The 11782-nt window shown below is 61.0% G+C and carries 8 protein-coding genes and 2 tRNA genes; 8 read left to right on the plus strand and 2 right to left on the minus strand.

What is annotated here, in order from left to right; translation table 11 throughout:
- Nucleotides 1–1025: DNA polymerase IV (gene dinB / locus KGA88_RS30360; protein ID WP_223596448.1), on the minus strand; the 1025-nt coding region annotated here is incomplete at its 3' end.
- Nucleotides 1026–1325: 300 nt separating this feature from the next.
- Between dinB and KGA88_RS30365 the strand changes: the two genes are divergently transcribed.
- The 4 genes from KGA88_RS30365 (at nt 1326) to KGA88_RS30380 (ending at nt 5927) form a co-directional block, all read left to right on the plus strand.
- Nucleotides 1326–1402, plus strand: a tRNA-Met gene (locus KGA88_RS30365).
- Nucleotides 1403–1634: 232 nt separating this feature from the next.
- A tRNA-Met gene (locus tag KGA88_RS30370) sits at nt 1635–1711 on the plus strand.
- Nucleotides 1712–1989: 278 nt separating this feature from the next.
- A complete protein-coding gene (gene mprF, locus KGA88_RS30375; RefSeq protein WP_223596450.1) occupies nt 1990–4632 on the plus strand; it encodes a bifunctional lysylphosphatidylglycerol flippase/synthetase MprF in 2643 nt (880 codons plus the stop codon).
- On the plus strand, nt 4632–5927 hold the full coding sequence (locus KGA88_RS30380) for a virulence factor family protein (protein WP_223596452.1): 1296 nt from the start codon (nt 4632–4634) through the stop codon (nt 5925–5927). The genes mprF and KGA88_RS30380 overlap by 1 nt, the downstream gene beginning before the upstream one ends.
- Nucleotides 5928–6177: 250 nt before the next feature.
- Here the strand turns inward: KGA88_RS30380 and KGA88_RS30385 are convergent, their stop codons facing one another.
- Nucleotides 6178–8079: a potassium transporter Kup gene (locus tag KGA88_RS30385; protein WP_110662176.1), complete on the minus strand. Its 1902-nt coding sequence runs from the start codon at nt 8077–8079 to the stop codon at nt 6178–6180.
- Between the two features lie 293 nt (nt 8080–8372).
- Between KGA88_RS30385 and rimO the strand changes: the two genes are divergently transcribed.
- The 4 genes from rimO (at nt 8373) to KGA88_RS30405 (ending at nt 11737) form a co-directional block, all read left to right on the plus strand.
- Entirely contained in the window at nt 8373–9710 is a 1338-nt protein-coding gene (rimO, locus tag KGA88_RS30390) for a 30S ribosomal protein S12 methylthiotransferase RimO (RefSeq protein ID WP_008052161.1), read from the plus strand.
- A 112-nt stretch (nt 9711–9822) separates the two neighbouring features.
- Nucleotides 9823–10296, plus strand: a complete 474-nt coding sequence (locus KGA88_RS30395; protein ID WP_223596454.1) for a GNAT family N-acetyltransferase — start codon at nt 9823–9825, stop codon at nt 10294–10296.
- A gap of 184 nt (nt 10297–10480) precedes the next feature.
- The gene (locus tag KGA88_RS30400; protein WP_110663091.1) at nt 10481–11191 is read left to right on the plus strand and encodes an rRNA pseudouridine synthase; all 711 of its coding nucleotides are present in this window, start codon (nt 10481–10483) and stop codon (nt 11189–11191) included.
- A gap of 75 nt (nt 11192–11266) precedes the next feature.
- Complete coding sequence (locus KGA88_RS30405; protein ID WP_046816549.1) at nt 11267–11737, plus strand: DUF1456 family protein; 471 nt, start codon at nt 11267–11269, stop codon at nt 11735–11737.
- The last annotated feature ends 45 nt before the right edge of the window (nt 11738–11782 follow it).

An 11782-nucleotide genomic window follows, 5' to 3' on the forward strand; every position in this document is an offset into this window, starting at 1 on the left:
CGCAAGTCCTCCAGCCGCACCCCGACCCCCAACAACCGCACCGGTTTGCCGCCGCGATTGAAAGCCTGGGTCAGCATCAACTGATAACTGCCCAAATCCCGCCCTGCCCCGGCCTGCTCCAATGTAGTCTGGGTGAAGTCGTGGAACTTCACTTTGACGAAGGGCTTGCCCGGACGATAGCTGCTGTCGATGCGCGCCATGCGGCCGGCCAGGGTCTCCAGCAACTCGGGTAGTTTATCCAGACAACTCCTCAGATCCGGCAGATCGACGTCGTAGGTATTTTCGACGCTAATCGACTGACGACGACTGTCGTTATGCACCACTCGGTCATCGATCCCGCGAGCCAGACTCCAGAGTCGCTCGCCAAAGCTGCCGAACTCACGCACCAGCGCCAACTTGTCCCACTCGCGCAATTGCAGGCAATCAGTGATACCCAGCTTGCCGAGCTTATCGGCGGTGACCTTGCCGACCCCGTGCAATTTGCTCACCGGCAAGCCACTGACAAAGTTCTCGACCTGGTCCGGCGTGATGACGAACAGGCCGTTGGGCTTTTTCCAGTCACTGGCGATCTTGGCCAGAAACTTGTTTGGTGCCACTCCCGCCGACACGGTGATATGCAACTGGTTGGAGACCCGACGCCGGATGTCCTGGGCAATTCGCGTAGCACTGCCGGCGAAATGCGCGCTGTCGGACACATCGAGGTACGCCTCATCGAGCGAGAGCGGCTCAATGATCTCGGTGTAGTCACGAAAGATCGTATGAATTTCCCTGGAGGCTTCTCTATAGGCATCCATGCGTGGCCTGACGATGGTCAGGTCCGGGCACAGCTTCAAGGCGTGCCCGGAGGACATTGCCGAACGCACCCCGTATGCCCGCGCCTCATAGTTGCAGGTCGCGATCACCCCACGCCGATCCGCCGACCCGCCCACCGCCAATGGCTTGCCGGCCAGACGCGGGTCATCGCGCATCTCTATGGCGGCGTAGAAACAGTCACAATCGACGTGGATGATCTTTCGCTGAGTCATGGCAAAGCAGTGTTCATGGCAAGGAAAAGGCGTCTTGGTACGACGGATATGCAGTATCTCACCGACACCTGTATATAGCACCAGTAGTCTGAATGTTCTTTTCGACGCGTGGGAAATGTCGCTGATGAATTTATTTTTTCAATCGGGAAATCATTCCCAATAGAGCCACAGGCCTTGCCCCGCCTGCCTCACAGACCGCAAACCCTCCCCGTCGACTAGCTAACCGATTGAAGCAGAACAGGTTTTATCAGAATTGAAGGTTGACACCCGAGCGCATCTCTATAGAATGAGCCACACAGACGCGGGATGGAGCAGTCTGGTAGCTCGTCGGGCTCATAACCCGAAGGTCGTCGGTTCAAATCCGGCTCCCGCAACCAAACATCAAAAAAGGCTACTCGAAAGAGTGGCCTTTTTTGTGCGTGCTTGTTTTGTAGCGCCGAGCGCCGAAACAAGGCCTGGGCCCTCAACCCTACCAAAACAGGAAATCGTTCTGATTCCGAAACTTAGGTTGTGCCTGCGACCGTTTGCCGCGATTCAACGTTTATTTGACCTGCTTCAGGATTAACGGTTGACACCCACGCGTATCTCTATAGAATGCCGCCACACAGACGCGGGATGGAGCAGTCTGGTAGCTCGTCGGGCTCATAACCCGAAGGTCGTCGGTTCAAATCCGGCTCCCGCAACCAAACATCAAAAAAGGCTACTCGAAAGAGTGGCCTTTTTTGTATCTGTTGAAAAAGTCCTTTCGCAACAATGATCTGTCACTGTGTAGCAAGCCGTTTGGGATCCCCCATGCGCCAGGTTCAGACTATGCTCTATCACAGGCTGAAGCCCTCACGACTGATGTCGCGCCGTCCCCGCCGCCCGGTGATAGGCGTTAATATTTGTGATTATTTTTTTCTACAGGGATTGGTAACTTGGCTGGATACCCCCATCCTGTCGCGCACAATCCAAGAGGTGATTGATGCGCGCCAACTCGTCTGATTCACAAGACACTGTCACAGCGACACAACCGATCAACGCGGAGCGTCTGCGCCTGCTTGATCGATTGAGCAAGTACCGTCAACCCATCGGCCTGGCGGTCACCCTGCTGTTGTTCGCGATCGCGCTGATTGCCTGTCGCCACCTGTTGAGCGAACTCGACCTTTACGCGCTGCACGACTCGATCCTCGAAGTTCCGAAACCTGCGTTGATGGGCGCCCTGGGCGCAACCGTGGTGGGTTTCATCATTCTGCTCGGCTACGAATGGTCGGCCAGCCGCTATGCCGGGGTGAGCCTGGCACCGCGCGCGCTGGCACTGGGTGGTTTCACCGCCTTTGCCATCGGCAACGCCATCGGTCTTTCAATGTTGTCGGGGGGCTCGGTTCGCTATCGCCTCTATGTCCGTCATGGCCTGGGAGCGGCTGAAGTCGCCCGCATGACGCTGTTCGCCAGCCTCTCGCTGGGCTGCGCCCTGCCGCCGCTGGCCGCCCTGGCGACACTCAGCGACCTGCCAGCCGCGTCTACGGCCCTGGGGCTCTCCGAGACGCTGCTGGGCGTAGTGGCCGCCGTGGTGCTCGTGCTGTTTTCGGTGTTGGCGATCGGTCTCTATCGTCGTCGGCTTCCGGACCAGCCTTTCCCGGACAACCTGCTGGTCAGGATCGGGCGCCGTACCTTACGCCTGCCGGGGCGTCGCCTGACGTTCCTGCAATTGATCATCACGGCCCTGGACGTAGCGGCCGCCGCGACTGTCCTCTATCTACTGCTGCCGGAAACGCCACCCTTCGGCGCGTTCCTTCTGGTTTACCTGCTGGCGCTCGCCGCCGGCGTGCTCAGCCATGTGCCGGGCGGTGTCGGGGTGTTCGAGGCTATATTACTGGCGGCGTTTTCCGACACCCTCGGTGCTGCGCCGCTGGCAGCCGCCCTGCTGCTCTATCGTTTGATCTACGTGGTCCTGCCGTTGCTGGTGGCCTGCCTGCTGTTGCTGATCAACGAAGGCCAGCGCCTGTTCCAGACACGCCAGACCTTGCGCGCGGCCTCAGGCCTGGCGGCTCCGATACTGGCGGTGCTGGTATTCCTGTCCGGCGTTGTCCTGCTGTTCTCCGGCGCCACTCCGGAAATCGATACCCGCCTGGAACACATCGGTTTCCTGATCCCCCATCGACTGGTCGATGCTTCGCACTTTGGCGCCAGCCTGGTCGGCGTCCTTTGCCTGTTGCTGGCCCAGGGCCTGCGTCGGCGGCTGTCGGCCGCATGGATGCTGACCACCATTCTGTTGCTGGTCGGCGCCCTGCTCTCACTGCTCAAAGGTTTTGACTGGGAAGAAGCCAGCCTGATGGTGCTGACGGCGAGCCTGCTCGGGGTATTCCGCCGCTCGTTCTATCGCCCCAGCCGCCTGACCGAACTGCCGTTCTCGCCGCTGTACCTGGTGGCCAGCCTGTGCGTACTCGGTGCTTCGATGTGGCTGCTGCTGTTCGCCTACCAGGACGTTCCGTACAGCCACCAACTCTGGTGGCAGTTCACCCTCGACGCCGACGCCCCTCGCGGCCTGCGTTCGCTGCTCGGCGCCGCAGTGTTGCTGGTGGTGGTGTCGCTGACCTGGCTGCTGCGCACCGCGCGTCCGGTCATTCACCTGCCGACGCCCGACGAACTGGAGCGCGCCAGCAAGATCCTCATGGCATCGGCCCAACCAGATGGCGGCCTGGCCCTGACCGGTGACAAGGCGCTGCTGTTTCACCCCAATGACGAAGCCTTCCTGATGTACGCCCGCCGTGGCCGCAGCCTGGTGGCGCTGTATGACCCGATCGGCCCGGGCCAGCAACGGGCGGAAATGATCTGGCAGTTCCGCGACCTGTGCGACATCCACCACGCCCGTCCCGTGTTCTATCAAGTGCGCGCCGAGAACCTGCCGTACTACATGGACATCGGCCTGACCGCGATCAAGCTCGGCGAAGAAGCCCGGGTCGACCTCAAGCGTTTTGATCTCGAAGCCAAGGGCAAAGAGATGAAGGACCTGCGTTACACCTGGAACCGTGGCACCCGTGACGGCCTGTCCCTGGAAATCCATGAGCCGGGCCACGCGCCGATGGATGAGCTCAAGGTGATTTCCGATGCCTGGCTGACTGGCAAAAATGTCCGCGAGAAAGGTTTTTCGCTGGGCCGCTTCAGCGATGACTACCTCAAGTATTTCCGCATCGCGGTGATTCGTTTCGAAGGGCGCCCGGTGGCGTTCGCCAACCTGCTCGAGACCTATGGTCATGACCTGGCCAGCCTCGACCTGATGCGCGCCCACCCGGACGCCCCGAAGCTGACCATGGAATTCATGATGGTCGGCCTGATTCAACATTATAAAAACCATGGATACGCGCGTTTCAGCCTGGGCATGGTGCCGTTGTCGGGGTTGCAACCCCGTCGCGGCGCACCATTGACCCAGCGCCTGGGCTCGATGGTATTCCGCCGTGGTGAGCAGCTGTATAACTTCCAAGGCTTGCGCCGCTTCAAAGACAAGTTCCAGCCTGATTGGGAACCCCGTTATATGGCCGTGCCCGCCGGACTCGATCCGCTGGTTGCGCTGGCCGACACTGCCGCCCTGATCGCGGGCGGCTTGACCGGATTGGTGAAACGCTGATGATTCAACGCTCCTTGCGGTATGTATTGGGCACACTGGTGATAGTGGCCCTGGTTCTCGGTGGCGGTTACTGGTACCTCAAACGCCCGGCACCGGAACCGACCCTCCAATTGCTGACCCCGGCCGACGGTGCGCCGATGACCCGCGTCATCCCCGGCACCACGCCACAAGCCCAGGTGCTGGTGGCGGTCAACGAAGACCAGAAACTCAGCGACAAGCAATTGCTGACCCTGAGCCGCAGCGGCTCGGCACAGATTGTCCAGGTGATCCTGCCCAAGGACTGCCTGCTGCAAAGCCGTGCCCTGCAAGCGGGCCTGCGGGAACTCAAAGGCCCGGCCACCCTGGTCAGCGGCATCGGCCCGGGCGCCGTGCTGGCCTGGCGCTGGCTGTCCGAGCAGAAGAATGACAAGGCCCAGGCCGTCTCGGTCGACCTGGCCCTGGAAAAGGGCGGCTGCACGCACCTGTTGCCGAAAAGCGCCGCCCACGGCCGCTGGCTGGCAGCGTGGAACGACAACCCGGACGACACCAGCGCCGGCTTCGTGCGCGATCAACCGAACGCCGAGACCAGCATCAGCGACTACGACATCAACCTGCCGCAAGTGCTGAACAACGAACTGCGCAAGATCCTCGTCGGCGGCGACAAGGCCGCTGGTGGCCTGCAGATCCCGGTGGTCGAAGTGCCTGCCGGTCAGGCCAGGGACACCGTGACCCTGTTCCTGTCCGGCGACGGCGGCTGGCGCGACCTGGACCGCGATGTGGCGGGCGAGATGGCCAAGATCGGCTACCCGGTGGTCGGCATCGACACCCTGCGCTACTACTGGCAGCACAAGAGCCCGGAGCAAAGCGCGCTGGACCTGGCTGAGCTGATGCAGCACTACCGGCAGAAATGGGGCACCAAGCGCTTCATCCTGACCGGTTACTCGTTCGGCGCCGATGTCCTGCCGGCGATCTACAACCGTCTGGCCGAGTCGGAACAGAATCGCGTCGACGCAATCATCCTGCTGGCCTTCGCCCGCACCGGCAGCTTCGAAATCGAAGTCGAAGGCTGGCTCGGCAACGCCGGCAAGGAAGCCGCCACCGGCCCGGAAATGGCCAAGCTGCCAGCCGCGAAAGTGGTGTGCATCTACGGCGAAGAAGAAACCGACGAAAGCGGCTGCACCGACAAGACAGCGGTGGGCGAAGCCATCAAGCTGCCTGGCGGCCACCACTTCGACGAGAACTACCCGGCGCTGGCCAAGCGTCTGGTGGATGTGATCGAGAAGCGCCAGCCGAAGGACGCGGCGGCTGCGGAGTGATCTGAGCCAACCCCAAAAAAGCCCCCGCTACTTCACGGTAGCGGGGGCTTTTTCATTCCAGCAAACACCACATATCCCCTGTGGGAGCGGGCTTGCTCGCGAAAGCGGTGTGTCAAACAACAACTATCTCGACTGACACGCCCCCTTCGCGAGCAAGCCCCACAGTGGATACTCATCGTCTGCAGACGTTGTGTTCGCCCACAAAAAAGCCCCCGCTGCCGCAAGGGCAACGGAGGCTTTTTGATCTAGCTTACATCTCCACCTGCGTACCCAGCTCAATCACCCGGTTCAGCGGCAGATTGAAGAAGCGCAAATTACCATTGGCGTTCTGCAACATGAACGCAAACAGTGCCTCACGCCAGCGCGACATGCCTTCGAGCTTGGAAGCGATGACCGTTTCACGGCTGAGGAAGTACGTGGTGCGCATCGGGCTGAAGTCCAGCTCGTCGAGGTGACACAGCTTCAAGGCTTTCGGTACGTCCGGCTCGTCGGTAAAGCCGAAGTGCAGGATCACCCGGAAGAAACCTTCGCCGTAGGCATCGACCTCGAAACGCCGTGTTGGCGGCACCCGCGGGATGTCTTCGTACACCACCGTCAGCAGCACCACTTGCTCGTGCAGTACCTGGTTATGCAGCAGGTTGTGCAACAGCGCGTGGGGCACGGCATCCGCCCGTGCCGTCAGGAACACCGCGGTGCCCTGAACGCGATGCGGCGGTTGTACCGCGATGCTGCTAATGAAGATCGGCAGTGGCAATCCACCCTCATCGATACGCTCGACCAGCAACTGCTTGCCGCGCTTCCAGGTGGTCATCAGTACAAAAAGCGCGAAACCGGCGATCACCGGGAATGCACCGCCCTGGACGATTTTCGGCACGTTGGCGGCGAAGTACACACCGTCCACCAACAGGAAACCCAGCAGGACCGGCACCACAAGCACCGGCGGCCACTTCCACAGCAGCAGGATCACCGCCGACACCAGAATACTGGTCATCAGCATGGTCCCGGTCACCGCCACGCCGTAGGCCGAGGCCAGGGCACCGGAGGATTCGAAACCCAGCACCAACAGCACCACGCCGACCATCAGCGCCCAGTTCACCGCCCCGATGTAGATCTGGCCCTGTTCGGCGCTGGAAGTGTGTCGGATGTGCATGCGCGGGATGTAACCGAGCTGGATCGCCTGACGGGTCAGGGAGAACGCACCGGAAATCACCGCTTGCGAGGCAATCACCGTGGCCATGGTCGACAGGCCGACCAGCGGGATCAACGCCCAGCTTGGAGCCAACAGGTAGAAAGGGTTACGGGCAGCTTCCGGGTCGCCCAGCAGCAAGGCACCCTGACCGAAGTAATTCAGTACCAGCGCTGGCAGCACGAGGATGAACCAGGCACGAGCGATCGGCTTGCGACCGAAGTGGCCCATGTCCGCGTACAGCGCTTCGGCACCGGTCAGTGCGAGCACCACGGCGCCGAGAATCGCCACGCCCATCCCCGGGTGCACGATAAAGAAGCGTACACCCCACACCGGGTTCATCGCTTGCAGGACTTCCGGATGCTGGCTGATGCCATAGACGCCCAGTGCACCCAGTACGAGGAACCAGGTCACCATGATCGGCCCGAACAGAATACCGATCCGCGCCGTACCATGGCTCTGGATCAGGAACAGCGCCACCAGCACCACCAGGGAGATAGGCACCACCCAATGGTCGATCCCGTCGAACGCCAGCCCCAGGCCCTCAATCGCCGACAGCACGGAAATCGCCGGGGTGATCATGCTATCGCCATAGAACAGCGCCGCGCCGATCAACCCGCAGACCACCAGAAAGCCGCGCAGCTTCGCATGCCCCGCCGCCGCCCGTCGGGCCAGTGCGGTCAGGGCCATGATCCCGCCTTCGCCCTGGTTGTCGGCGCGCAGTACAAACATCATGTACTTGATCGACACGACCCAGATCAGCGACCAGAAAATGAGCGCCAGAATCCCCAGCACCCCGTCATGGTTGACCGGCACGCCATAGCCGCCGGAAAACACTTCCTTGAGGGTGTACAACGGACTGGTGCCGATATCGCCATAAACCACCCCGACTGCCGCGACCAGCATGCCGATCGGCTTCACCGCCGAATGTTCGGCACCCGCAGCCTGACTACTTGCCTGACCCATCCACCACTCCTACTACCCAGACTCGGGCTTCTTTGAAAGAAGCACTATGCTTTGACGTGCAGCATGCGCTGTTTTACTTCTCGTTACAGACGTTTTGTTGACTGTAAAAAACCAGTAAAGCGTAACGGCGCGAAGCATAGCGCAGCACTCGTCGTATTTCCCTGCATAAAGCTGGTCAAGTGAGCGACTCATCGCTAGAATTGCGCACTTTTTGATCAGAGGCGCAGTTCAAGCGCCCGTCCGTCGGTTTTGCCCTGCCCGGCAAGCGGCGTCACAAAATACCGAGGTTAGACATGTCCACCACTCCTGCGCCGGCCAATCCAAAGGTTGGCTTCGTATCCCTGGGTTGCCCCAAAGCACTGGTCGACTCCGAGCGCATCCTTACCCAGCTGCGCATGGAAGGCTATGACGTCGTGTCCACCTACCAGGACGCCGACGTTGTAGTGGTCAATACCTGCGGCTTCATCGATTCGGCCAAGGCCGAGTCCCTGGAAGTGATCGGCGAAGCCATCAAGGAAAACGGCAAGGTCATCGTGACCGGCTGCATGGGCGTCGAAGAAGGCAACATTCGCAACGTACACCCGAGCGTGCTGGCCGTGACCGGTCCGCAGCAGTACGAGCAAGTGGTCAACGCCGTGCACGAAGTCGTGCCACCGCGCCAGGATCACAACCCGTTGATCGACCTGGTGCCGCCGCAAGGCATCAAGCTGACCCCGCGCCACTATGCCTACCTGAAGATTTCCGAAGGCTGCAACCACAGCTGCAGCTTCTGCATCATCCCGTCGATGCGCGGCAAGCTGGTCAGCCGTCCGGTGGGTGACGTGCTCGACGAGGCCCAGCGCCTGGTCAAGTCCGGCGTCAAAGAGCTGCTGGTGATCTCCCAGGACACCAGCGCCTACGGCGTCGACGTGAAATACCGCACCGGTTTCTGGAACGGTGCGCCGGTGAAAACCCGCATGACCGAACTCTGCGAAGCCCTGAGCACCCTCGGTGTCTGGGTTCGCCTGCACTACGTCTACCCGTACCCGCACGTCGACGAGCTGATCCCGTTGATGGCCGCCGGCAAGATCCTGCCGTACCTGGACATCCCGTTCCAGCACGCCAGCCCGAAAGTGCTGAAGTCGATGAAACGCCCGGCCTTCGAAGACAAGACCCTGGCCCGCATCAAGAACTGGCGCGAAATCTGCCCGGACCTGATCATCCGTTCGACCTTCATCGTTGGCTTCCCGGGTGAAACCGAAGAAGACTTCCAGTACCTGCTGAACTGGCTGACCGAAGCCCAGCTCGACCGCGTCGGCTGCTTCCAGTACTCGCCGGTAGAAGGCGCACCGGCCAATGACCTGGACCTGGAAGTCGTCCCGGACGACGTCAAGCAGGACCGCTGGGAGCGCTTCATGGCGCACCAGCAGGCCATCAGCTCGGCGCGCCTGCAAATGCGCATCGGCCGCGAGATCGAAGTGCTGGTCGATGAAGTCGACGAACAAGGCGCGGTGGGCCGCTGCTTCTTCGATGCCCCGGAAATCGACGGCAACGTCTTCATCGACAACGGCAGCAACCTCAAGCCGGGCGACAAGGTCTGGTGCAAAGTGACCGACGCCGACGAATACGATCTGTGGGCTGAACAGATCTAGACGCAAAAAATACGCAAAGCCCCGCTCTCTTGACGAGATGCGGGGCTTTTTTACGGCTATCGTTTGAGGTTGGAAGGATTCCTATCAACCACCGCATAAGAGGCAGACGGGCATGCGTCAGCATTCGGTCATCCACACGCCGAAACTCGGCGACTACGAAGAATTGACCCGGGTCTGGGAGGCCTCGGTACGCGCGACCCACGATTTTCTGCCGGAAAGCTACATCGAACTGCTGAAAAACCTGGTGCTGACCCGCTACCTCGACTCGGTGATGCTGATCTGCACCAAGGATTCGAGCCAACGCATCACCGGGTTCGCCGGCGTCGCGGCCGGCAAGATCGAAATGCTGTTCATCGACCCCGACCATCGCGGCCAGGGCCTGGGCAAGAAATTGCTGCACTATGCCCTGGAACACCTGAACGCCGATGAACTGGACGTCAACGAACAGAACCCGCAAGCCCTCGGCTTTTACTTCAAGCAGGGTTTCGAAGTCATCGGTCGCTCGGAAGTCGATGGCATGGGCCAGCCGTATCCGCTGTTGCACATGCGTTTGCGCCAACCCCAAAAGCTGACGCGCAACGGCTGATACATGCAAGACCTGTAGGAGCTGGCTTGCCGGCGATAGCATCACCTCGGTGCAACTGACAGACCGTGTTGCCTGCATCGCTGGCAAGCCAGCTTCTACAAAATGCCTCGCGGCGCAAATGGAGCCGGGATTAACCGGCGCCAGGCAGGTACAATGCCCACCCCTTTTTGTTACGGCCCCTGACATGACTGACCCGATTCGTCTCTCCAAACGCCTCATCGAACTCGTCGGCTGTTCCCGTCGGGAGGCTGAGCTGTTCATCGAGGGCGGCTGGGTCACCGTCGACGGCGAAGTCATCGACGAGCCGCAATTCAAGGTCGACACCCAGAAAGTCGAGCTTGATCCAGAAGCCAAGGCCACCGCGCCGGAACCGGTGACCCTGCTGCTGAACGTCCCCGCCGGCATGGACGCAGACACCGCCATGGCCACCCTCGGCGCCGAAACCCTGAGCGAAGAGCACCGCTACGGCAAGCGCCCGTTGCGTGGGCACTTCCTGCGCCTGACCGCCAGCACCGACCTGCAGGCCAACGCCAGCGGCCTGCTGGTGTTCACCCAGGACTGGAAAATCCTGCGCAAACTCACTGCCGACTCCAGCAAGATCGAGCAAGAGTATGTAGTCGAGGTTGAGGGCGAGATGGTGGCTCACGGCCTGAACCGCCTGAACCACGGCCTGACCTACAAGGGCAAGGAATTGCCGGCGGTCAAGGCCAGCTGGCAGAACGAAAACCGTCTGCGCTTTGCCATGAAGAACCCGCAGCCGGGCATCATCGCCCTGCTTTGCCAGGCGGTCGGCCTGAAGGTCGTCGCCATCCGTCGCATCCGCATCGGCGGCGTGTCCATCGGCAAAGTGCCAGTGGGGCAATGGCGCTACCTGTCCGGCAAAGAGAAGTTCTAAGGCTTTTCTCGCCGCCACACATTTCGGCGTCGCGCCTGGCCGCGACGCCCACAGCTGATTATCAGGACTGCACACATGATTCATAACGACGTACTGCGCAGCGTGCGCTACATGCTCGACATCAGCGACAAGAAAGTCATCGAGATCATCAAGCTCGGCGGCATGGACGTGACCCTGCCGGACCTGCTGACCTACCTCGACAAAAAAGAGGAAGACGAGGAAGGTTTCGTACGCTGCCCGGACGAAGTCATGGCGCACTTCCTCGACGGCCTGGTGATCTTCAAGCGCGGCAAGGACGAAAGCCGTCCGCCGCAGCCGATCGAAGTGCCGGTGACCAACAACATCATCCTGAAAAAGCTGCGGGTGGCGTTCGAGCTGAAAGAAGACGACATGCACGCGATCCTCAAGGCTGCCGAGTTCCCGGTGTCCAAGCCTGAGCTGAGCGCGCTGTTCCGCAAGTTCGGTCACACCAACTATCGCCCGTGCGGCGACCAGTTGCTGCGCAACTTCCTCAAGGGCCTGACCCTGCGCGTTCGCCCGCAGTAAACGCCCCCCCTTGTAGGAGCCGGCTTGCTGGCGATGGCGATCCTC

The sequence above is a fragment of the Pseudomonas sp. A-R-19 genome (assembly GCF_019956575.1).
Classification (GTDB): Bacteria; Pseudomonadota; Gammaproteobacteria; order Pseudomonadales; family Pseudomonadaceae; genus Aquipseudomonas.

Coding starts and splice junctions, on each gene's coding strand:
- mprF (WP_223596450.1), top strand. CDS start 1,990: ATGCGCGCCAACTCGTCTGATTCACAAGACACTGTCACAGCGACACAA.
- KGA88_RS30380 (WP_223596452.1), top strand. CDS start 4,632: ATGATTCAACGCTCCTTGCGGTATGTATTGGGCACACTGGTGATAGTG.
- KGA88_RS30385 (WP_110662176.1), bottom strand. CDS start 8,079: ATGGGTCAGGCAAGTAGTCAGGCTGCGGGTGCCGAACATTCGGCGGTG.
- rimO (WP_008052161.1), top strand. CDS start 8,373: ATGTCCACCACTCCTGCGCCGGCCAATCCAAAGGTTGGCTTCGTATCC.
- KGA88_RS30395 (WP_223596454.1), top strand. CDS start 9,823: ATGCGTCAGCATTCGGTCATCCACACGCCGAAACTCGGCGACTACGAA.
- KGA88_RS30400 (WP_110663091.1), top strand. CDS start 10,481: ATGACTGACCCGATTCGTCTCTCCAAACGCCTCATCGAACTCGTCGGC.
- KGA88_RS30405 (WP_046816549.1), top strand. CDS start 11,267: ATGATTCATAACGACGTACTGCGCAGCGTGCGCTACATGCTCGACATC.